The sequence below is a fragment of the Micromonospora arida genome, assembly GCF_042873195.1.
Classification (GTDB): domain Bacteria; phylum Actinomycetota; class Actinomycetes; order Mycobacteriales; family Micromonosporaceae; genus Micromonospora; species Micromonospora arida.
Genome location: NZ_JBIALC010000002.1, coordinates 626,211 through 647,510, shown reverse-complemented (window position 1 = coordinate 647,510; position 21,300 = coordinate 626,211). Strand labels below are relative to the sequence as shown.

17 protein-coding genes and 1 riboswitch are annotated in these 21,300 nt (G+C 72.4%); of the genes, 10 read left to right on the top strand and 7 right to left on the bottom strand.

The features are described from left to right. Positions 1 to 6: 6 nt before the first annotated feature. Positions 7 to 1,626 carry a type VII secretion protein EccB gene (gene eccB / locus ACFYP0_RS09650; RefSeq protein ID WP_356977561.1) on the bottom strand — a complete coding sequence of 540 codons (1,620 nt, stop codon included), beginning with the start codon at positions 1,624 to 1,626 and terminating at the stop codon, positions 7 to 9. A gap of 162 nt (positions 1,627 to 1,788) precedes the next feature. Between eccB and ACFYP0_RS09645 the strand changes: the two genes are divergently transcribed. After that, positions 1,789 to 2,976, top strand: a complete 1,188-nt coding sequence (locus tag ACFYP0_RS09645) for a type VII secretion protein EccE (RefSeq protein ID WP_355493701.1) — start codon at positions 1,789 to 1,791, stop codon at positions 2,974 to 2,976. 22 nt (positions 2,977 to 2,998) lie between these two features. Here ACFYP0_RS09645 and eccD read toward each other — a convergent pair whose 3' ends face one another. Beyond that, complete coding sequence (eccD, locus tag ACFYP0_RS09640; protein WP_355493702.1) at positions 2,999 to 4,396, bottom strand: type VII secretion integral membrane protein EccD; 1,398 nt, start codon at positions 4,394 to 4,396, stop codon at positions 2,999 to 3,001. A 165-nt stretch (positions 4,397 to 4,561) separates the two neighbouring features. Between eccD and eccCa the strand changes: the two genes are divergently transcribed. The 3 genes from eccCa to ACFYP0_RS09625 all read left to right on the top strand — a co-directional run bounded on the left by eccCa (position 4,562) and on the right by ACFYP0_RS09625 (position 9,344). Beyond that, entirely contained in the window at positions 4,562 to 8,527 is a 3,966-nt protein-coding gene (eccCa, locus tag ACFYP0_RS09635) for a type VII secretion protein EccCa (protein WP_356977559.1), read from the top strand. A 204-nt stretch (positions 8,528 to 8,731) separates the two neighbouring features. Beyond that, positions 8,732 to 9,040: a WXG100 family type VII secretion target gene (locus ACFYP0_RS09630; protein WP_030329557.1), complete on the top strand. Its 309-nt coding sequence runs from the start codon at positions 8,732 to 8,734 to the stop codon at positions 9,038 to 9,040. 25 nt (positions 9,041 to 9,065) lie between these two features. Beyond that, the gene (locus tag ACFYP0_RS09625; RefSeq protein WP_030329555.1) at positions 9,066 to 9,344 is read left to right on the top strand and encodes a WXG100 family type VII secretion target; all 279 of its coding nucleotides are present in this window, start codon (positions 9,066 to 9,068) and stop codon (positions 9,342 to 9,344) included. A 102-nt stretch (positions 9,345 to 9,446) separates the two neighbouring features. Here the strand turns inward: ACFYP0_RS09625 and mycP are convergent, their stop codons facing one another. Next, positions 9,447 to 10,676, bottom strand: coding sequence for a type VII secretion-associated serine protease mycosin (gene mycP / locus ACFYP0_RS09620; protein WP_355493703.1), 1,230 nt, complete (start codon positions 10,674 to 10,676; stop codon positions 9,447 to 9,449). 53 nt (positions 10,677 to 10,729) lie between these two features. Next, positions 10,730 to 11,065 (bottom strand): helix-turn-helix transcriptional regulator, encoded by a 336-nt coding sequence (locus ACFYP0_RS09615; RefSeq protein WP_124859173.1) that lies wholly within the window; start codon positions 11,063 to 11,065, stop codon positions 10,730 to 10,732. A 226-nt stretch (positions 11,066 to 11,291) separates the two neighbouring features. On the opposite strand from ACFYP0_RS09615, the gene ACFYP0_RS09610 reads away from it, so the two are divergent. Beyond that, positions 11,292 to 12,029 (top strand): carbonic anhydrase, encoded by a 738-nt coding sequence (locus ACFYP0_RS09610; protein ID WP_355493704.1) that lies wholly within the window; start codon positions 11,292 to 11,294, stop codon positions 12,027 to 12,029. Positions 12,030 to 12,085: 56 nt separating this feature from the next. Here the strand turns inward: ACFYP0_RS09610 and ACFYP0_RS09605 are convergent, their stop codons facing one another. After that, positions 12,086 to 13,105, bottom strand: coding sequence for a coiled-coil domain-containing protein (locus tag ACFYP0_RS09605; RefSeq protein WP_124859177.1), 1,020 nt, complete (start codon positions 13,103 to 13,105; stop codon positions 12,086 to 12,088). 4 nt (positions 13,106 to 13,109) lie between these two features. Next, positions 13,110 to 13,240: riboswitch (cyclic di-AMP (ydaO/yuaA leader) on the bottom strand. A gap of 166 nt (positions 13,241 to 13,406) precedes the next feature. Further along, positions 13,407 to 14,777: a YibE/F family protein gene (locus ACFYP0_RS09600; protein ID WP_355493705.1), complete on the bottom strand. Its 1,371-nt coding sequence runs from the start codon at positions 14,775 to 14,777 to the stop codon at positions 13,407 to 13,409. A gap of 362 nt (positions 14,778 to 15,139) precedes the next feature. Between ACFYP0_RS09600 and ACFYP0_RS09595 the strand changes: the two genes are divergently transcribed. Further along, positions 15,140 to 17,179, top strand: a complete 2,040-nt coding sequence (locus tag ACFYP0_RS09595; RefSeq protein ID WP_355493706.1) for a heavy metal translocating P-type ATPase — start codon at positions 15,140 to 15,142, stop codon at positions 17,177 to 17,179. A gap of 6 nt (positions 17,180 to 17,185) precedes the next feature. Here the strand turns inward: ACFYP0_RS09595 and ACFYP0_RS09590 are convergent, their stop codons facing one another. After that, entirely contained in the window at positions 17,186 to 17,482 is a 297-nt protein-coding gene (locus tag ACFYP0_RS09590; RefSeq protein WP_088951268.1) for a metal-sensitive transcriptional regulator, read from the bottom strand. Positions 17,483 to 17,577: 95 nt separating this feature from the next. Between ACFYP0_RS09590 and ACFYP0_RS09585 the strand changes: the two genes are divergently transcribed. The 4 genes from ACFYP0_RS09585 to ACFYP0_RS09570 all read left to right on the top strand — a co-directional run bounded on the left by ACFYP0_RS09585 (position 17,578) and on the right by ACFYP0_RS09570 (position 21,297). Further along, positions 17,578 to 17,787 (top strand): heavy-metal-associated domain-containing protein, encoded by a 210-nt coding sequence (locus tag ACFYP0_RS09585; RefSeq protein ID WP_355493707.1) that lies wholly within the window; start codon positions 17,578 to 17,580, stop codon positions 17,785 to 17,787. Positions 17,788 to 17,800: 13 nt separating this feature from the next. Then, entirely contained in the window at positions 17,801 to 18,790 is a 990-nt protein-coding gene (locus ACFYP0_RS09580; protein WP_355493708.1) for a hypothetical protein, read from the top strand. Between the two features lie 12 nt (positions 18,791 to 18,802). Next, positions 18,803 to 21,049, top strand: a complete 2,247-nt coding sequence (locus ACFYP0_RS09575) for a heavy metal translocating P-type ATPase (RefSeq protein WP_355493709.1) — start codon at positions 18,803 to 18,805, stop codon at positions 21,047 to 21,049. 74 nt (positions 21,050 to 21,123) lie between these two features. Further along, positions 21,124 to 21,297 carry a CsbD family protein gene (locus tag ACFYP0_RS09570; RefSeq protein ID WP_036410891.1) on the top strand — a complete coding sequence of 58 codons (174 nt, stop codon included), beginning with the start codon at positions 21,124 to 21,126 and terminating at the stop codon, positions 21,295 to 21,297. Positions 21,298 to 21,300 lie beyond the last annotated feature (3 nt).

The following is a 21,300-nucleotide window of genomic DNA, read 5'->3' as shown; positions in this document are numbered from 1 at the left end:
AGCTGCTCAGCCGTCGGTGCCGGTCGATTCCGTGGACCCCCCGCCGGTCCCGCCGCTCGACGGGGTGCCACCGGCCGGACTCGACGGGGTCGACCCCGACGGTGGCACGGCGGACGACGACCCCGACGGTGGCGCCGCGGACGGCGTGCCCGACGGCGGCGCCGGGGACGGTGAGCCCGACTTCGGCGCGGCCGACGGCGGTGCGGACGGTGCCGGCCCGTCGGGAGCGAAGACGGCGAACGCGTCCTCGCGGTCCAGAGTCGGCCCGGTCGGGATCAGTGCGAGCAGGGACCCGGGCACCGCCAACGGGGTGATCCCGCCGTAGCCGAGCACGTCCAGTGTCGCCGCCGAGCCGAGCGGATACCGGATGCCCTGCGGGCTGATCAGGTAGATCGTCGACCCGGCGGCGCCGGACCCGCTGGTCCCGGCACCGGGCGAGGCCTGCGCGATGACACCCTTGCCGCCGGGCAGCAGCACCGCCTCGGCGGTGCGTACGGCGTCGCGCCTGGTCTGGCGCACCGGCACCAGACCAGGATCGCTGTCGGTCAACTCGCTCGGCACCCGGTCGAAGACCTCCAGGGTGGTGGTCGGCGGGCCGCCCGAGCTGTCCTTGCGGTACGTCGCGCACAGCGTGGTCTGACCGGGCTGGGCCGGGTACAGGGCGGGCATCGTCGGGGGCACCCCCTCCTCCTCGATCCGCCGCTCCTCGAACGCCTCGCTGGCCTGGTTCGGGGTGATGTCGGTGATCCGACCGCCGTTGCTGACGAGCAGCAGAGCGGTGATCTCACTGATCGAGACGAGAGCGTCCCGGGTCAGCACGTAGTGCCGCCCGGCGGCCTTGAACACCGAACCGACGTCGTGCGACTGCCCGGCCACCTTGCGACTGCTGGGCTCGCCCTCACCGGGCAGCGACGGCCGGCGCAGCGGTGGCCCGGCCGGCACGGCGTTGAGCAGTTGCTGTCCGACCTGGAGTCGCTCGGTGCCGGCCATCCGCAGCGCGGTGATCGTGCGGGACGGGTCGAGCAGTTGGAGTCGGGTGTTGTTGGTGACCAGGTACCGCTGGTCGTTCACCGAGACCAGCACCGCCCGGTCACCCAGCGGCGTGCCGCCGGGCAGGGCCCGGTCGATCACCAGTCGGGTGCTGGACCGCTGCCGGTCGACCGGGTCGGGCACGTCGCAGACCGACCAGGGCAGCCCGGTCAGCGACTTGCGGTCCGGCAGGGCGTCTGGTGCCCCGACGATGCCGACGGTGACGCCGCGAGGGCGGTCCCGCAGCGACGCCTGGGACATCGTCCGCACCTGGGCACTCGCGTCGTTCACGATGAGGCGCGCCGAGGTGTAGTTGAGCGTCGGGTGCAGCTTGCCCTCGATGAACACGTACGTCGCGCCGGTCTCCCGTTCGATGACCAGGGTCTGGTCGTCCAGCGGCGCCGCGCCACCGGTCAACTGGCCGTAGGCACCCACCCCGCCGAGCACGATGGCCGCGGTGAGGACACTGCCGAAGACGGCCATGCCGAGCCGTCGCATCGGCAGGTTGGTGGTCTCCGGATCGCCCGACAGCAAGGCGGAGACGATGCGGCGGGTGACGAAGCGGTACGCCTGCACCTGATCGCGGCGGGTCCGCATGACTTACCTCCGGCGGGGTGGATCCGCGACGATCAGGGTCGGGGTGCCGTCGCGGGCTTCCCTACGATAAGGGGCCGACGGTGGTTCCTTGGGACCACCGCTCGTGGCCGGCACCGGACCGACCCGGCGCAGAGCCGTACCGTGCAGGAGGGACAGTCAGCGATGACGCAGGTTCAGGCGCCACCCGCCCGAGCGGTCACGGACCCTGTGGACGTTCCGACCCGGCCGGCGCCCCCGGCCGAGCGGCCCGGCCGTGGACGGGTCGGCCCCGTGCTGGTCGGGCAGCTCGTCGTACTGGAGTTGTGCGTGGTCGGCGTCTGGGCCGCCACGGCCGGACCCAGCTGGGTGCTCGCCGCGGCGGGCACTGCGGCGCTGTTGGTCGTCCTGGCGGCCTTCGCCCGTCGCGGCGGCCGCTGGTGGTTCGAGGACCTGCTGCTGCGCCGACGGTTGCGGCGACGCGGTGAGCGGGCGTCGGCCGCGCTGGCCAGCGGTACGGCGACCGACCCGAGGTTGGCCGCGCTCGCCCCTGAGCTGAGCGTCATCGAGCTGACCGACCGAGGCACCCGGCTCGGAATCGGGCGTGACGACCAGGGCTGGTTCGCCGCCGTCGCCCTGCAGTCCGCGACCGGTGCGGCGGTCGGCTCCGTCGACGCCGCCGCGGTGGACCGCGCGCTGCGGGTGCTCGCGGACTTCAGCGCCCCGGTCTCCCGGGCCCAGGTCGTCGCGCACACGCTGGTCTGGTACCCGTCACCCGGTGCGCCGCCTGCGGCCCACCGGACCGTGTGGGTGGCGCTGCGGCTCACCGTTCGGGAGGCCCGGGTCGAGGCGGTGAGCCGCGGCGGCGGGCTGACCGGCGTACACCGGACGGTGGCGGCCGGGATCGGCCGGCTCGGCAAGGCGCTGACCTCGGCGGGGCTGGCCCATCGTCCGTTGGGCCGGGAGGAGCTACGTGCGGCCATCGTCTCGGCCGCCGGTCTGGACCTGGTGCCCGAGGCGCCGGCGGAGAGTTGGAGTGGGTTGCGCGGCGGCGGCTGGACGCACCGCTGCATGGCTCTGCGGGGCCGCTTCGACGCGCCGCTCGGTCCGCTCGTGGACGCGATCACCGCGACCTCGGCGCCGTCGCACACGGTGGCCGTGACCGTCTCGTCGGACGGTCGGGTGGCGGCACCGCTGTTGCGGGTCGCGGCGATGGACAACCACGTCGAGGCCCTGGTCAAGGTGGTTCGTGAGGTCGCCGACCGGGTGGGCGCGTCGACCCGGCCGATGGACGGTCAGCATGCTCCGGGCGTCTACGCCACCGCTCCGGTCGCGTCGGCGCTGGGCGTCTCCACCGGTCCGCGGGCGCGCTGACCGGTGTGGCGGCGGTGCACGGTCAGGGTCGGAGGTTGACGATCCAGCCGTAGAGGCCGCAGACCCAGAAGGCGAGCGGCACCAGCGAGATGATGAGCAGGATCTCGGCGATGTCGAGCAGGCGGCCCCAGACCGGCGAGATGCGTTTGCCGGCGACGGTAAGACCGTAGATCAGGCTGATCACCGCGGCGAGCACCAGACCGCCCAGGATCAGGCCGAGCCGGACCGCCAGCGACCCACCGGCGAAGGTGGTCGCGGCGGCCAGGCCCAGACCCACGGTGCCGGCCAGCAGTACCGGGGTGCGCTGCGAGCGGCCCAGGAGGGGGCGGGCCCGCAGCAGCGCCAGCAGGGCCAGCACCAGGCACAGCAGCACCGCGGGCAGGCGGCCGTCCAGAGCCAGCACGAGTTGCGCGCCCAGCACCAGCAGCGACACCGTCCACAGCAGGCCGGTCAGGAACTGGTCGGCGCGCTCACTCTGCTGGAGCACCTGCCGGCCGTCGACCGACTCGCTGTCGGTCTTCAGGTCCTCCGGACCGGTCGGGATCGACGGCACCGGCAGGCGAGCCAGCCGGTAGGCCATCATCGGCAGCGCCGGCACCACGCCGAACGCGACCGCCGCGACCACCGCGGCGGAGGCCGCCGCGTCGAGGCCGAGGACCAGGCAGAGCACCGCGCCCAGGCCGGTCGCGGCCGCGACCCCGATCGCGGCGAAAAAGAGGGGATACCGGTCGCCGACGGCCAGCACGGCCACCGCGCCGGCCACCACCGCGGCGGTCGCCGCGAGCAGGACATGCGGACTGGCCAGGTCGGTCAGCGATCGATCGCCGGCGAGCAACAGCAGGCCGCCGGTGGCCGCGTGCACCAGGCCGACCAGGGCCAGCACCGCGCCGATGCCGCTGTCACCGGCGGCCCTGGAGAGCACCGCCGCGCCCACCAGCAGCGCCACCGCGACCAGCAGCGCGGCCAGCGCGCCGGGCAGGTGCGGCGGACCGGCGAAGAGGGCGGCCAGCGCACCGGCGCCGAACGCCGCCGCCGCGAAGGCCACAGCGAAGGAGCGGGTCGCGCCGACCTGCCAGGCGCCGGGGCGCTGGTTGGTCGCGGTGGCGACCGCGTCCACCACGTCGTCGAAGACGATCTCCGGCGCGGCGTCGGACCGGGGGTTGAAGTAGAGCACCTCACCGTCCCGGACGCTGAGCTGCGCCGCGGTACGACCACCGTCGAGGGGCGCACCGCCCAACCGGGACAGTGCCCAGCCGCCGTGCCGAGCACCCTCGTCGGCCATGTCCTCACCGGCGTAGCGCAGAAGGGTGGGGAGCAGGTCGGCCAACGGCACATCCGACGGCAGCGCCAGATCCATCCGGGTACGCGGAGCCACGATGGTGATCCGGCTGAGACCACCGGTCGCCGTCTTCGTCGCCACAGTGGCCTCCAGGTGTGCGTCTGTGATCGGCTGGCGGGAATGCTGCGGTCCGGGTCCACCGCGCACACGGCAGATTACCTACGATGACGGCACGTACGATGCCCACCCGCGGGCGGTGTTCCGCGGCCGCACGTCATCAGGGCCGCTTCTGGGGAGGAGACAGCCGTGAGCACGGTGGTGTTCCGCCGGCTCCCGCGTCAGCCGGGGCCGGCCTTACCGCGCGGCGAGGTGCTGCTGGAGTCGCCTCCCGAGCTGCCCGAGCCGACGCCCCGCGGGATGGGGCAACTGCTCATGATCCTGCCGATGTTCTGCGGGGTCGGTGCCATGGCGTTCCTCTACGCCGGCAAGGGCGGCGGCATGATGACCTACGTCGCCGGTGGTCTGTTCGGTGTCTCGATGCTCGGCATGGCGATCGGCTCGCTGGCCAACAGCGGTGGCAAGGACAAGGCCGAGCTGAACGCCGATCGCCGTGACTACATGCGCTACCTGGCGCAGATGCGCAAGCGCACCCGGCGTGCCGCCGAGCAGCAGCGGGCCGCGATGGCCTGGCGGCACCCGGAGCCCGACGCGCTCTGGTCGATCGCCGCCTCCCGGCGACTCTGGGAGCGACGGATCACCGAGGACGACTTCGGCGAGACCCGGATCGCCCTCGGCCCGCAGCGGCTCGCCGTGGAGATCGTCCCACCGGAGACGAAGCCGGTGGAGGACCTGGAGCCGATGAGCGCCATCGCGCTTCGCCGGTTCGTCCGGGCACACTCCACGGTGCCCGACCTGCCCACGGCGCTGTCGGTGCGCGCGTTCAGCCGGGTGGTGCTGCGCGGTGACCGCGAACCGGTGCTCGACCTGACCCGGGCGGCGCTGGGGCAGCTGGCCACCTTCCACGCACCGGACGACCTGGTGATCGCGGTGGTCGCCGCACCCGACCGGCAGTCGTCCTGGGGCTGGGTGAAGTGGCTGCCACACGCCCACCACAGCGGTCGTACGGACGCGGCCGGCGCGCGCCGGCTGGTCTTCGCCAGCCTGGCCGAGGCCGAGGCTTCGCTCGCCACCGAGTTGGGCGGGCGGCCCCGGTTCGCGCCGGAGGCCAAGCCGCTGACCACCGCCCCGCACCTGGTCGTGGTGATCGACGGCGGGGAGATCTCGCCGACCTGCCAGCTGGTTGGCCCGGGGCTGCTCGGCGCCACAGTGATCGACCTCTCCGGGACGGTGCCGCGCGACGCCGGCCGCTGGCTGCTCTGCCTCGACGTGAATGACGGAAGCTCACTCGACCTGGTCCGGGGCAGTTCGTCGTCGACGCTGGGTCGGCCCGACCGGCTCAGCGCCGAGGCCGCCGAAGGGCTGGCCCGACAGATCGCCCCCTTCCGGCTCTCTCAGCAGCAGACCGGCGGCGACGAGCCGCTGGCCCGCAGCACGGAGCTACCGGACCTGCTCGGCGTCGGTGACGCCGCGGCGGTGGACGTGCAGAACACCTGGCGCCCGCGTGGGCACCGCGACCGGCTGCGCATCCCGCTCGGCGTCGGCCCGGACGGCAACGTGGTCGAGCTCGACTTCAAGGAGTCGGCGCACGAGGGCATGGGCCCGCACGGTCTGGTGATCGGTGCGACCGGCTCCGGCAAGAGCGAGCTGCTGCGTACGGTGGTTGCCGCGTTGGCGGTGACCCACTCGTCGGAGGAACTGAACTTCGTCCTGGTCGACTTCAAGGGCGGCGCGACCTTCGCCTCGCTGGAGGCGCTGCCGCACACCAGCGCGGTGATCACCAACCTGGCCGACGAGCTGCCGTTGGTCGACCGGATGCGCGACGCGCTCGCCGGCGAGATGGTGCGCCGGCAGGAGCTGCTGCGGGCGGCCGGCAACTACGTCTCCCGCTTCGAGTACGAGAAGGCGCGCTCGGCCGGTGAGCCGCTGGCGCCGATGCCCAGCTTGTTGATCATCTGTGACGAGTTCAGCGAACTGCTCGCCGCCAAACCGGACTTCATCGACCTGTTCGTGATGATCGGCCGGTTGGGTCGGTCCCTCGGCGTGCACCTGCTGCTGGCCAGCCAGCGCCTCGAAGAGGGCAAGCTGCGGGGCCTCGACACGCACCTGTCGTACCGGATCGGTCTGCGCACGTTCTCCGCGGTGGAGAGCCGGATCGTGCTCGGCGTACCGGACGCGTACGAGCTGCCGAACGCGCCGGGCCACGGCTACCTGAAGACGGACACCAGCACCATGCTGCGGTTCCGGGCCGCGTACGTGTCGGGGGCGTACCGGGCGCCGGGGCAGCAGGCCTCCGCCTCGCAGGCGCTGGTGCAGCGCCGGATCGTGCCGTACGGTCTCGACTTCGTTCCGGTGCAGGTCCCGCAGATGCCGGTGGCCACCGCCCCGGAGCCGGAGCAGCCGGCCGACGGCAAGGCCGTGGCGATGCTCGACGTGCTGATCGACCAGCTCAAGGGTCGGGGCCGCCCCGCCCACCAGGTGTGGTTGCCGCCGCTGGCCGATCCGCCGGGCCTGGGTGAGCTGCTCGGTCCGCTGGCGGTGGACCCGACCTACGGGTTGTGTACCGCCTCCTGGCCTGGGCGTGGGCGACTGACCGTGCCGGTCGGCGTGGTGGACCGCCCCTACGAGCAGCGTCGGGACCCGATGATGGTCGAGCTGGCGGGGGCCGGCGGCAACGTGGTCATCGTCGGTCGGTCGATGAGTGGCAAGAGCACGATGCTGCGTACGTTGCTGGCCTCGTTGGCGCTCACGCACACGCCCCGGGAGGTGCAGTTCTTCTGCCTGGACTTCGGCGGGGGCGCGCTGCGCAGCATGGAGCGGTTGCCGCACCTGGCCGGGGTGGCGGGTCGGCGCGACGTCGAGGCGGTCCGTCGGACGGTGGCCGAGGTGGTCGCCGTTCTGGACGAGCGGGAGGCTCGTTTCGCCCAGCACGGCATCGACTCGGTGGCGAGTTACCGCCGTCGCCGTGCCGCCGGCGAGTTCGCCGACGACCCGTTCGGCGACGTGTTCCTGGTGGTGGACGGGTGGAACACCCTGCGCCAGGAGTACGAGGAGTTGGAGCAGACCATCACCACGTTGGCCAACCGAGGCCTCGGCTTCGGTGTGCACGTGGTGCTCACCGCCGTGCGGTGGGCGGAGATCCGGATCAACATGCGGGATCTGCTCGGCACCAAGTTGGAGCTGCGCCTCGGCGACGCGTCGGAGTCCGAGATCGACCGTCGGGCGGCGAACAACGTGCCGGAGAAGTCCCCCGGTCGTGGCCTGACCCGGGACAAGCTGCACTTCCTCACCGCCATCTCGCGGATCGACGGCCGTCGCGACATCGACGACCTGAGCGAGGCCTCGCTGTCCCTTGCCGGGCACGTGGCGGCGAACTGGCCGGGTCGCCCGGCGCCGAAGGTGCGGTTGCTGCCGCGCCGGCTGCCGGTGGCGGAGCTGGCCCGGATCATCGACCGGTCGGCACCCGGTCTCCCGATCGGCGTCAACGAGTCGGCACTCGCGCCGGTCTACCTGGACCTGGCCAACGAGCCGCACCTGACGGTCTTCGGCGACGCGGAGTGCGGCAAGACCAACCTGCTGCGCCTGATCGCCCGGGGGATCACCGAGCGGTACACGCCGGCGCAGGCCCGGCTGGTGATCGCCGACTACCGGCGTGGCCTGCTTGGGGCGGTGGAGGGTGACCACCTGCTCGACTACGCCCCGTCGAACCAGGCGTTCGCCCAGGGGCTCGGGTCGATCCGCAGCGCGCTGTCCAACCGACTGCCCGGCCCGGACGTGACGACCGCCCAGCTGCGTGATCGGAGCTGGTGGAAGGGTCCGGACCTCTACATCCTGGTGGACGACTACGACCTGGTTGCCTCGGGCGGCAGCAACCCGCTGAGCGCCCTGCACGAGCTGTTGCCGCAGGCCCGCGACATCGGTCTGCACCTGATCGTCACGCGCCGGGTCGGTGGTGTGTCCAGGGCGCTCTACGAGCCGGTGCTGCAACGGCTTCGCGAGTTGGACTCGCCGGGCCTGCTGATGTCCGGCAACCGGGAGGAGGGCGCGGTCTTCGGCACGTTGCGGCCGAGCCCGCAACCGCCCGGCCGGGGCACCCTGGTTCGCCGTCGTGATGGCCAGCAGCTGATCCAGACCGCCTGGTCCGAGCCAACCTGAGCGCGGTCGGTCGTTCGGTAGGGGGTGGTGGGCCGTTCCGGCCCGATTCACCACCATCCATCGAACGTCACGGGTCAGGGCTGCGAGGGCTGGACACGTTCCGCTACGGTCTTCACAGGAGTGTCCGTCGGTGGGGTGTTGCTGCCTTGCCGCGGGGGAGGATGCGGCGAAGCCGCCACCACAACAGACGGAAGGGTGTGAAGCATGGCGTTCGAGGTCGAAGCTGCGACTCTGCATACCGCCGCGAGTGACGTGCGGTCCACGCGCAGCGAGGTCGACGGCGAGCTGAAGAAGCTGTGGAACGTGGTCGACGACCTGGCCATCGCGTGGAAGGGTCAGGCGTCCACGGGCTTCCAGTCGCTGATGACGCGCTGGAACGAGGACACCGTCAAACTGCTGACGGCGATGGACAGCATCGCTGACCTGCTCGACAAGTCGGGTACGACGCACCAGGTCAACGACGAAGAGCAGCAGCAGATGCTGGACAAGTTCCACTCTGCTCTCAACCCGTGATCCGTAGCCGGCAGAGGAGGAAAACGTGACGATCAAAGTTGACTATGCGGTCCTCGAGAGCAGCAACCAGCAGATGCAGGCCATCTCGAAGACCCTCGAGGAAAAGCTTGACACGCTGCGGTCGATGCTGACCAAGCTGCACTGGGACGGCGAGGACCGGGTCGCCTACGAGCAGCACCAGGCGAAGTGGGACGCGGCGGTCCGGGACATCAACCGGATCCTGAACGAGATCGGCGGTGCCGTGGGCATCGCCCGCGAAAACTACCTCACCACGGAGATGAGCAACTCCAAGGTGTGGAGCTGAGGCATTCGCACTGGCGGCTCCGGTCCGGTTCGCCCGGCCCGGAGCCGCTCTGTGTCTGGCGTTGGCGGGCGTAGGCGTCGGCACCGGGCTGCGGTGCGCCGCTCAGCCGCCAGTTGGGGCGTCGGTGCGTCGGCCGGGGCGCCAGTCGCGTCGGCGGCCAAGGGCCATGATCGGTCGCGCGACCAGCAGCAGCCCGGCGAGCAGCGCGCCGATGACCGCCGCCCAGATCGCGGTGGGGCGCTGCCAGCTCAGCGGGTCCTCTCGCACGGCGGGCGCCGGGAGCGCGCCGGCCGGCGGGTTCGCCCGGGTGCCGAGCAGGCTCGACACCGCCCGGTACGGGTTGACCGTCCCGTGGCCGATGTCGGCGTTCTGGCCCTCGGGTGGGTTGTCCGCGGTGCGTTCCAGCCGATCCGCTACCTGCTGCGGGTCGAGACTGGGGTAGGCGGCCCGGACCAGCGCGGCCACTCCTGACACGTACGCGGCGGCGTAGCTGGTGCCACCCTCCGGCACGGTGCGGTAGCCGTTGTTTCCGGGCGCCGGCCCGACGATGTTCATCCCGGGTGCGGCGATGTCGACGTAGTCGCCGCTGATCGAGGTGCCGACGTGGCCGCCCTGCTCGTCCACCCCGCCGACCGCGATCACCCCGGGGTACGCGGCCGGGTAACCCGGCAGGTTCTGCGAATCTTCCGACCGGTTGCCCGCGGCGGCGACCAGCACCACCCCTTTGGCCAGCGCGCGCTCGACGGCCTCCGTCAGTTCGGGGCGGGGAATTGTGGTCAGGGACAGGTTGATCACGTCAGCGCCCTGCGCGACCGCCCAGTCGATGGCCGCGGCGATCTGCGCGGGGAGCTGCGGGTTGTTGACCGCGCCGAGTTGCGGCAGAACCCGGATCGGCAGGATGCGGGCGGCCGGGGCGATGCCGCTGAAGGGGACGGCAGTGCCCTCCCGGCCCGCGATGATGCCGGCGATCAGCGTGCCGTGCCCGGCCTCGTCGCACTGGCCCTGCCGGGCCGGCAGGCCGTTGAAGTCGCGACCCTCGAGCACCTGCCCCTTGAGGAGCGGGTGGGCGGCGGAGACTCCGGAGTCGATCACGGCCACCGTGACCCCGGCACCCCGGGACAGCGGCCACGCCGAGGACGGCTCCAGCCGGCGGAGCGCCCACGGCATCTGGGTCAGGCTGTCGGTGCCGGTGGGACCGCAGAGGGGCGGCGCGGCGCTCGCGGGGGAGGGTGCCACCAGGCCGGCGCCGAGCAGGACCGCCAGCGTTCCACTGAGGACGCCGCGAAGGGCACGGCGGGACGGGGTCGCGCTCAACGGCGGGCATTCGCGCACCCGCAAAGGTTACCGCCGTGACCGTCGGTCAGCGGCCCCCCCGGTGACCAGGGTCAGGCCTGGGGCTCTGTCTTCGCGGTGGAAGCGTCGGCGAACAGCGCGAGCAGGTCGCCGACCTGCCGGTCGGCCTCGGCGGGGTGCCGGAACCGGCCGGCCGGGTTGAGGGTGTACTCGTTGCGTCGTCCGACCCGGGTGCGGTGCAGGTAACCGCCCGCCTCCAGGTCGGCGACGATCGCCTGCGCAGCCCGTTCGGTCACCCCGACCTCGGCGGCCACGTCACGCAGCCGGGCGGTCGGGTCGCGGCCGATGGCCAGCAGGACGTGCCCGTGATTGGTGAGGAACGTCCAGTTCCGCCCGCCGCCGGTGTCGTCCGTCACCGTGCTCGCCATCGTGTGACCGCCTTTCCGGATGTCCGCCTGCCTTTGCGAGAGTCTGGTCCGCCCTGCCCCGGGAAGATTGCCCAGGGGGTGGCCTGAGTCAACGTATGAAATCTAAATCACGCATACCTTGACGCATCTTACGGTGCGTGTGACGGTGGAGCACGAGCCAGCGCCCGCCGCCCGGTCGGCGGAAAACCGGCTTGACCAGGTCAGATGCGTCGAGACGAGGTGCGGGATGAGTCATACCGGGAGCTCCGGCATTCAGCCGGGTCCGCAGCGGACCACCGACCTGGCCACCTCGCTCAGCGAGCCGACCCGGGCGTACGCCGAGCTGCTCGCCGGCAACCGGCGCTTCGTCGACGGCGCTCCCCGCCACCCGAACCAGGACGCCGGGCACCGGGCTGCCGTCGCCGACGGGCAACACCCGTTCGCGGTGATCGTCGGCTGCTCCGACTCGCGACTGGCCGCCGAGATCATCTTTGACCGGGGCCTGGGCGACCTGTTCGTGGTTCGCACCGCCGGGCACACCGCCGGCCCCGAGGTGCTCGGCAGCGTCGAATACGCGGTGACCGTCCTCGGTACCCCGCTGGTGGTGGTGCTCGGCCACGACTCGTGCGGTGCGGTGCAGGCCGCCCGGGAGTCCGCCGCGACCGGTACCGCGCCGAGTGGCCATCTGCGCGCGGTGGTCGACGCCGTGCTGCCCAGCCTGCGCCGAGCCGCGTCCGAGGGCGTGGACGACATCGACGGCATCGTCGACATCCACATCGCCCAGACCGTCGAGACGTTGCTCGGGCAGTCGCCCGTGCTGGCCGACTCGGTGGCGCGGGGGCGGTGCGCGGTGGTGGGGGTGTCCTACCGGCTGGCCGCCGGAGCGGTGCGCCCGGTGGCCGCCGTACCGGCCGACCTCGCGACGTTGGAGACCCCGGCCGGATCGCCCGAGTCGACCGACCCGGCCGCGGCTGCCGCAGTCTGACGCGACGAGGGCCGCTCCGCGTCACGCGGAACGGCCCTCGACGGGGATCGTGCGGGTCAGAGCAGCGACATGTGGACGTGGTCGGTGTGGTTCGACGGCCCGCTGTACGAACTCCAGCCGGTGGCCGGGAACCAGATCTGCCGGTTCCAGATCACGTAGTAGATGCCGAGCCGGTCGGCGTTACGGATGAGGAATGCGGCGACGTTGTTGCCGTACGTCCGGGTGTCGTTGTTGTGCCACGGGGAGAACCCGCTCTTCTGTAGCGACCAGTCGCAGGCGCGGCCCTTCGGGTGCTCCCACGGCCCGCCGGGGCGGTAGCAGCCGACGAACCGGTTGAAGCCGGCCGCCTTGACCTCCTTGTACGCGTGCAGCGTGCGCGGCGTGATGCAGCCGGACGTGGTGGGGTCGTTCTCGCTGCACGACTGGGGCTTCCAGTCACCGTCGGCCGTGCGACCCGGGCCGATCTTCGCGACCTTGGAGGTGGCATCCACCAGGCCGCCGGTGAAACCCTTGCCGCCGACGAGGGAGAGCGCCTTGTCGGCCTCGCTCTTGCGCTTGGCCATCAGGGCGGTCTGCTTCTGCTGCTCGCGGACCTCGGTGTCGAGGGCCAGCTTGGCCTGCTCGGCGCGGGCCTTCACCTCGTTGACCTCGGAGAGCTTCTTCTCGTTGACCATGTTCATCTCGTCGAGCATCCCGGCGCGTTGGACGAACGAGTCGGGCGCGTCGCTCTCCAGCAGCATCGCGACCGCGCCGATCCGGCCGGTCCGGTACGCCTGGGCGGCGATCTGCCCGACCTGCGGGGCCAACGCGTCCAGGTCGGCCTTGGCCCGGTTGACCTCCGCTGCCAACTCGTCCTGCCGCTTCTTGGATTTGTCCAGCTTGGACTTCGCGGCGGAGTAGTCGCGGTTGGCCTGCTCGATGACGTCGTTGAGCAGCTTGGGCTCGCCGTCCTCCTCGTGCCCGGACGGTGTGGGGGTCGTCGGGGCGGCGTGCGCTGGGAGCGGCCCGGCGAGCACGGTCAGTGCGGCGATCACGGCCACCACGGGTGTCATCCAGCGGCGTAGGGGTGCCGTCACAATGTTCCCTTCCGTCGACCGCCGACCGGGTTAGCTGACGGGTTCGGGGCGGAAGTGGCCCCTACCGCTGATGCGGATTCACCCCAGGTACCTGGGTCCCCGGCTCGCCGGTTGGCGATTGGGCGGTGGCACCGCAGGCGCCGCTTCGCGCCTTCATCGGTAACCGGCAGCGAGGTTACCCGAGAGTCGGCCGGGTGAGCTACGCCTGGCTGCCGACCAAAAGCGTCATTTCGCCATAGCGTTGAGTGACCAGTGACGCGGTTCTCAGGGTGGATGCCCGATCTGGTCACGCTGAGGAGTGTCACCATGCCGTATCCGTGCTCCTGTTCGACTTCGGCCACCGGTCGGTGGCCTGGGATGGGGGTGCGGTCCGCGTCCGGTCCGGCTCGTCGGAGCCGGTCGTTCGCGGTGAGCTGAGTGCGGCCAGTGCCTCGCTGCGGTCCGGCTGCGGCCGGGGCGCGGGAGCGTCGGTGGACGCCGTGGCAGCGGTGCGCCCGGCGGCGGTCACCACTGCGGCCAGCCCGGTGGTCAGCGGCACGGCGGCGATCAGACCGAGGGTGGCGACCGCGCTGCGGACGATCTCCTGCGCGAGGAACTCACTGGTGAGGATCTGCCCGATCGGCCGCGAGTCGGCGGTGAGCAGGAGCAGCAGGGGCAGTGACGCGCCCGCGTACGCCAGCACGATGGTGTTGACAGTGGAGGCGATGTGCGCGCGGCCGACCCGGGTGGCCGCCCGGTACAGCTGCAACCGGGTCAGCCCCGGGTTGGCGTTCGCCAGTTCGGTGACGGTGGCCGCCTGGGTGACCGTCACGTCGTCGAGCACCCCGAGCGATCCGATGATGATCCCGGCGAGCAGCAGACCGTGCAGGTCCACGTCGCCCTGGAACATCGACAGGGTGGTGGCGTCCTCGCTGCCGAAGCCGGTGAGGTGGGTCGCGGCCGTGGCGACGGTGGCGAGCACGCCGGTCAGCACCAGGCTGCCCAGGGTGCCGAGCACCGCGACCGAGGTCTGTGCGGTGACCCCGTGGGTCAGATAGAGCACCACGAACATGATCAGGGCCGCGCCGACCACCGCCACCAGCAGCGGTGACCTGCCGGCGCTGATGCCCGGCAGCACGAAGGTGAGCAGGATGGCGAAGCTGGCGGCCAGCCCGGCGAGCGCCGCCAGACCTCGCCACCGACCGAACGCGACGATCGCGGCCGCGAAGATCACCGCCAGCCACACCATCGGGGTGCCGCGTTGGTGCTCGGCGATGTTCCAGTTGCTGGTGGTGGGATCGGTCGGGTCGGCCAGCTCGACCAGGATGACCTCGTCGCCGACCTCGACCCGGGGTGCGCCGGGTCCGTCGGGCACCGGAGTCCGTACCTGCTGGCCGGCGGTCGGCCCGTCGTCCACCCGGACGTCGACAGTGCCGCACCGCCCGTCGCCGACCCTCGGTGTGCCCTCGGGAACCGACGGCACCGACGGGCACGGCTCGCTCACCACCCGGGTGACAGTGCCGGAGTGGCGCGGCACGTCCGCACCACCGTCGGTCTGCGGTGACCCGCCGCGCGGCCAGAGCAGCGCCGCGGCCAGCACTGTGGCGACGAAGAGGGGTACCACCGTCACGACGAGGATCCGTCGCACCCGTGGTGGGGCGGACGGAGCGGGGTGAGTGTGGCCGGAACCCAAAGCGAGACTCCCAACGGTCCGGTGCGGGATACGGGTCAGCGGGCCGGGCGGTTCACCGTTGCGGTGGAAACGCGGCGGACGGCGGGGCGGATCGCTGCCTGACGACCGCTTGATCACGGACGGTCAGTGCTCGGCCCGGTCGGCCGGGGGCGACGCCACGACGTAGCGGCACCGGTGCCCGACTGTGCAGCGGCATTCGGAGGGCCATCGTGGGAGATGCTAGCCAGCCCACCCGGGGGTTGCAGGTCGTGGCGGAGTGTCGGGCGGCCGAACCACTCGCGCGGCGGTCTCCGGGACGGCATGTTGGAGCCATGCCCGCTTCGTCACCGCCCGATCCAGACCGATCGCGACGCGCCGAACCCATGCCGCACGACAAGCACGCCGGGCATGACAAGCACGCCGGGCACGACAAGCACGCCGGGCACGATCCGGCGATGTTCCGTCGCCGGTTCTGGGTCTGCCTGGTGTTGACCATCCCGGTGGTGCTGACGAGTCGTCTCGTGTCGGATCAGCTGGGCCTGGCCGGGGACGGCGGCGTTGCCGGTCAGGCCTGGGTGGGGCCGGTGCTCGGCTCGGTGGTGTTCTGGTGGGGTGGGTGGCCGTTCCTGGTCGGTGCGGTTCGGGAGGTGCGGGACCGGGCGCCCGGGATGATGCTGCTGATCGCGATGGCGATCACCGTCGCGTACGCCGCGTCCCTGGCGACCAGCGTCGGCGCCTTCGACCTGGACTTCTGGTGGGAGTTGGCCGCGCTGGTCACCATCATGCTGCTCGGGCACTGGCAGGAGATGAAGGCCATCGGGCAGGCCAGGGGAGCACTGGCGGCGCTGGCCGCGCTGTTGCCGGACAAGGCCGAACGGGTGGCGGCGGACGGGCGGGTCGAGGCGGTGCCGGTGACCGGTCTGCGGATCGGCGACGTGGTGCTGGTCCGGCCGGGGGGTCGGGTGCCGGCGGACGGCCGGGTCGTCGAGGGCGGCGCCGAGCTGGACGAGTCGATGATCACCGGGGAGTCGCGCCCGGTCGCCCGGTCGACGGGTGACCGGGTGGTGGCCGGCACCGTCGCCACCGACTCGGCGATCCGGGTGCGCGTCGAGGCGTTGGGTGAGCAGACCGCCCTCGCCGGCATCCAGCGGATGGTCGCGCAGGCCCAGGCTTCCGGTGGCCGGGCCCAACTGTTGGCCGACCGGTTCGCCGCCGCGCTGTTCTACCTGGCCACCGGCACTGCCGTGCTGACCGTGCTGGTCTGGACCGCGCTCGGTCAGCCGGACGAGGCGGTGGTCCGTGCGGTCACGGTCCTGGTGATCGCCTGCCCGCATGCGCTGGGTCTCGCCATCCCGCTGGTCGTCGCGCTCTCCACCGCGCTCGCCGCACGGTCCGGGATCCTGGTCAAGGACCGGTTGGCCCTCGAGCGGATGCGGACCGTCGGCGCGGTGCTCTTCGACAAGACCGGCACGCTGACCCGGGGCGAGCACGGGGTGACCGACCTGGTGACGGCGTCCGGCGTCGAGCGGGACGAGGTGCTGCGGCTCGCGGCCGGTGTCGAGTCGGACAGCGAACATCCGTTGGCCCGGGCGATCGTGGCGGCGGCCGGGCGCGCCGGTCCGGCCCGGGCTGCCGGGTTCCGGTCGCTGCCGGGCCGCGGTGTGAAAGCGACAATCGACGGTAGGGAGTACGCGGTGGGCGGGCCGGCGCTGCTGCGGGAGCTGGGCCTTCCGCTCCCGGCGGAGCTGGAGGCCGCGACCGGGCGGTGGTCGGCGCGGGGTGCCGCAGTGTTGCACCTGGTGCGGCTGCCGGACGCCGTGCTCGGGGCGTTCGCGTTGACCGACGAGGTGCGTCCGGAGGCCCGGCGCGCCGTCGACGAGTTGCGTGCCGAGGGTGTCCGCACCATCGCCATGATCACCGGTGATGCCCGGTCGGTCGCCGAGGCGGTCGCCGCCGACCTCGGCTTCCGACCTGGCGTCGACGAGGTCTTCGCCGAGGTGCTGCCGGCGGAGAAGGACGACCGGGTGGCCGAGCTCCAGCGGCGGGGGTTGGTCGTGGCGATGGTCGGTGACGGGGTGAACGACGCGCCGGCGCTGGCCCGGGCGGACGTGGGCATCGCGATCGGCGCGGGCACCGATGTGGCCATCGAGTCCGCCGGGGTGGTGCTGGCATCCTCGGACCCGCGCGGGGTGGGGGCCGTGGTCCGGCTGTCCCGGGCGTCGTACCGGAAGATGCGGCAGAACCTGGCCTGGGCGGCTGGCTACAACGTGGTGGCGCTGCCGCTGGCCGCCGGGGTGCTGGCCTGGGCCGGTGTGGCGTTGAGCCCGGCGGTGGCCGCGGTGCTGATGTCGGCGTCCACCATCGTGGTGGCGCTCAACGCGCAGTTGCTGCGCCGGGTCCGTCTCGACCCCGCGCCAGACTGAGCGCGCTCAGCCGCGCTTCATGAGCCGGCCGACCGCCGCCATCATCTCGGTGGCCATCTCGTCGGCCCGACCCTCGGCGGCGCCCTCGTGCATGCAGTGCCGGGCGTGCCCGTCGAGCAGCCCGAGGGCCACCTTGTCGAGTGCGGCCTGGATGGCGGAGATCTGGGTGAGCACGTCGATGCAGTAGCGGTCGTCGTCGACCATCTTCTCGATGCCGCGGACCTGCCCCTCGACGCGGCGGAGCCGCGTGAGCAGCTGGTCCTTGCTGGCGGTGTACCCGCGGATCGGGGTGGGTGCGGTCATGTGAACCAGGATAGCGTACCCCTGGGGGGTATGGTACGGTCGTCTTCGGGTGGGATACCCCCACCGGGTACCGGTACCGAGAAGGAGACGATCCAATGGTCAACACGACGTACCAGGTGCAGGGCATGACCTGTGGGCACTGCGTCAGCGCGGTGAGCGCCGAGGTCGGCGCGATCCCGGGCGTGCAGGACGTCCAGGTCGACCTCGCGGCCGGCCGGGTCACCGTCAGCAGCGACCAGCCACTGGACCTGGGAGTTGTCCGGGCTGCCGTCGACGAGGCCGGCTACGACCTCGTCGACGCGTGATCGGAGGGCGGGCATGCGCACCGTGACGAGACTGGCCGGGTTCGCCGTGGGCCTCGCGGCGGTCTTCGGCACGACGTACGGGATCGGCCGGGTGGTCGACCGCGCCCCGGTGGTCGAGGGCCGGCACGACGGCGACGCCGCCCATGCGACGGGCGAGCACGACGAGACGGCCGACCGGCTCCCCGGCGGCCTGCTCGTCTCCGACCGGGGCTACACCCTCGAACCGGTCGACGCCCAGGCCGACGAGTTCGCCTTCCGGATCGCCGGTCCGGACGGTCAACCGGTCACGCGGTACGACGTGGCGCACGACAAGCAGATGCACCTGATCGTCGCCCGGCGGGACCTCTCCGGCTTCCGCCACGTGCACCCCGAGCTGGCCCCGGACGGCATCTGGCGGGTCGACACCCCGCTGGCCGGCCCCGGGCAGTGGCGGGCGTTCGCCGACTTCACCCCGACCGGGGGTGAGCCGCTGACCCTCGGCGTGGACGTGACCGTCCCCGGCGAGTTGACCGAACGGCCCTTGCCCGCCCCGGCGACCAGCACCACCGTCGACGGCTACACGGTCACGTTGACCGGTGCGCCGCAGCCCGGCCGCACGTCGTCGCTGACCCTGACCGTCAGCCGGGACGGGCAGCCGGTCACCGACCTGGAGCCCTACCTGGGCGCGTACGGGCATCTGGTGGCACTACGGCGGGGTGATCTGGCGTACCTGCACGTGCACCCGGACGGAACGCCCGGCGATGGGCGCACCCGGCCCGGTCCGGCCGTCACCTTCCTCGCCGAGGTGCCCTCGGCCGGCAGCTACCGGCTCTACCTCGACTTCCAGCACGGCGGGCGGGTGCACACCGCCGAGTTCACAGTGGTCGCCGCCCCCACCCCGACCGGAGTCGCCCCCACCCCGACCGGAGTCGCCCCCACCCCGACCGGAGTCGCCCCCACCCCGAGCGGACCCGCGCCGACCGGCGGGGCCGACCACGGCACCCCCGGGCACGGACACAACTGACGGGACCAGACGATGACCACCACCAGCAGACCGCTGCCCGAGGCACCGAACCGGATCGAACTGGCGATCAGCGGGATGACCTGCGCCGCGTGCGCCGCCAGGATCGAGAAGAAGCTCAACCGGATGGACGGGGTGAGCGCCACCGTCAACTACGCCACCGAGAAGGCGACCGTCCGGTACGCCGACGGCGTCACACCGGACGACCTGATCGGGACCGTGCAGAAGACCGGTTACACCGCGGCGCTGCCGGCCCCGCCCAGCGCGGAACCCCCGGTGGACCCGTTGCGGGGACCGCGTACCCGGCTCTGGGTGTCGGTGGCCCTGAGCGTGCCGGTGGTCCTGCTGGCCATGGTCCCGGCCTGGCAGTTCGACTACTGGCAATGGTTGTCGCTGACCCTGGCCGCTCCGGTGGTGGTGTGGGGTGGGCTGCCGTTCCACCGGGCCGCCTGGACCAACCTGCGGCACGGCGCGGCCACCATGGACACTCTGGTGTCGCTCGGCACCCTGGCCGCGTTCGGCTGGTCGCTCTGGGCACTCTTCCTCGGTGACGCGGGGATGCCCGGCATGACGCACCCGTTCCGCTTCGACATCACCCGGACCGACGGCGCCGGCAACATCTACCTGGAGGCGGCCGCCGGGGTCACAGTGTTCATCCTGGCCGGTCGCTACTTCGAGGCCCGGTCCAAGCGGACTGCCGGCGCGGCCCTGCGCGCCCTGCTCGACCTCGGCGCCAAGGACGTGACGGTGCTGCGTGACGGCGTGGAGACCCTGATCCCCGTGGACCGGCTCGCCGTCGGTGACCGGTTCGTGGTCCGCCCCGGGGAGAAGATCGCCACCGACGGAGTGGTCGACGAGGGCACCTCCGCGGTCGACGCCAGCATGCTCACCGGTGAGTCGGTGCCGGTCGAGGTCGCCCCTGGTGACGGCGTGGTCGGCGCCACGATCAACGCGGGCGGGCGGCTGATCGTCACCGCCACCCGGGTCGGCGCGGACACCCAGCTCTCCCGGATGGCCGACCTGGTGGAGCAGGCGCAGAGCGGCAAGGCGGCCGTGCAGCGGCTGGCGGACCGGATCTCCGGGGTCTTCGTGCCGATCGTCATCACCCTCGCCATCGGGACGCTGGGCTGGTGGCTCGGCACCGGGGCCGGTCCGACCGCCGCGTTCACCGCCGCCGTGGCCGTGCTGATCATCGCCTGTCCGTGCGCGCTCGGCCTGGCCACCCCGACGGCGCTGCTGGTCGGCACCGGTCGGGGCGCCCAGCTCGGCGTGCTGATCAAGGGCCCGGAGGTGCTGGAGTCGACCCGCCGGGTGGACACGGTCGTCCTCGACAAGACCGGCACCGTGACGACCGGCCGGATGACACTGGTCGACGCGGTGCCGGCGAGCGGTGTGGACCGGGCCGAGCTGCTCCGGCTCGCCGGGGCGGTGGAGGCCGCCTCCGAGCACCCGATCGCCCGTGCGGTCGCGGCGGCTGCCACCGAGGCGGGCGCCCTGCCCCCGGTGACCGCCTTCGGCAACCTCGAAGGGCTTGGGGTGACCGGCACTGTCGACGGCCGGGCCGTGCTGGTCGGCCGGGTCCGGCTGCTGCGCGAGCGCGAGATCGACGTACCGCCGGAGGTCGAGTGGGCCGTGCGCGACGCGGAGGACGCGGGCCGTACGGCGATCGTCGCCGGCTGGGACGGACGGGCCCGGGGCGTGCTCACGGTCGCCGACGTGGTCCGGCCGACCAGCCGGGCGGCGGTGGCTCGGCTGCGCGGGCTGGGGCTGACCCCGGTCCTGCTGACCGGGGACAACACCACAGTGGCTCGCGCGGTCGCCGCCGAGGTGGGCGTTGACGAGGTGATCGCCGAGGTGCTGCCGGCCGGGAAGGTCGACGTGATCAAGCGGCTCCAGGCCGAGGGGCGGTCGGTGGCGATGGTCGGTGACGGGGTCAACGACGCCCCGGCGCTGGCCCAGGCTGACCTGGGGCTGGCCATGGGCACCGGCGCCGACGTGGCGATCGAGGCGGCCGACCTCACCCTCGTCCGGGGCGACCTGGACGCGGCGGTGGACGCCATCCGGTTGTCCCGACGCACGCTCGGCATCATCCGGGGCAACCTGTTCTGGGCGTTCGGCTACAACGTGGCGGCCCTGCCGTTGGCCGCCGCCGGGCTGCTCAACCCGATGATCGCCGGCGCCACCATGGCGCTGTCCTCGGTCTTCGTGGTGGCCAACAGCCTGCGGCTGCGTCGCTTTCGTTCGGCCGCTGCCGATCTGTGACGACGGTAATGGTTGGGCCGGTGACGACGGGGGTACCTCTGTTGTCGTAGCGACGCTTGCAATGGAGGTTGGCAATGGGATTCGACGACAAGATCAACAACGCCACCGAGGACGCGACCGGCAAGCTGAAGGAAGGCGCCGGTCGGGCCACCGACAACGAGCAGCTGGAGGCGGAGGGTCGCGCTGACCAGTCCACCGCCAAGCTCAAGCAGGCGGGCGAGAAGATCAAGGACGCCTTCAAGAGCTGACGT

Coding starts and splice junctions, on each gene's coding strand:
- eccB (WP_356977561.1), bottom strand. CDS start 1,626: ATGCGGACCCGCCGCGATCAGGTGCAGGCGTACCGCTTCGTCACCCGC.
- ACFYP0_RS09645 (WP_355493701.1), top strand. CDS start 1,789: ATGACGCAGGTTCAGGCGCCACCCGCCCGAGCGGTCACGGACCCTGTG.
- ACFYP0_RS09630 (WP_030329557.1), top strand. CDS start 8,732: ATGGCGTTCGAGGTCGAAGCTGCGACTCTGCATACCGCCGCGAGTGAC.
- ACFYP0_RS09615 (WP_124859173.1), bottom strand. CDS start 11,065: ATGGCGAGCACGGTGACGGACGACACCGGCGGCGGGCGGAACTGGACG.
- ACFYP0_RS09610 (WP_355493704.1), top strand. CDS start 11,292: ATGAGTCATACCGGGAGCTCCGGCATTCAGCCGGGTCCGCAGCGGACC.
- ACFYP0_RS09595 (WP_355493706.1), top strand. CDS start 15,140: ATGCCGCACGACAAGCACGCCGGGCATGACAAGCACGCCGGGCACGAC.
- ACFYP0_RS09590 (WP_088951268.1), bottom strand. CDS start 17,482: ATGACCGCACCCACCCCGATCCGCGGGTACACCGCCAGCAAGGACCAG.
- ACFYP0_RS09585 (WP_355493707.1), top strand. CDS start 17,578: ATGGTCAACACGACGTACCAGGTGCAGGGCATGACCTGTGGGCACTGC.
- ACFYP0_RS09580 (WP_355493708.1), top strand. CDS start 17,801: ATGCGCACCGTGACGAGACTGGCCGGGTTCGCCGTGGGCCTCGCGGCG.
- ACFYP0_RS09575 (WP_355493709.1), top strand. CDS start 18,803: ATGACCACCACCAGCAGACCGCTGCCCGAGGCACCGAACCGGATCGAA.
- ACFYP0_RS09570 (WP_036410891.1), top strand. CDS start 21,124: ATGGGATTCGACGACAAGATCAACAACGCCACCGAGGACGCGACCGGC.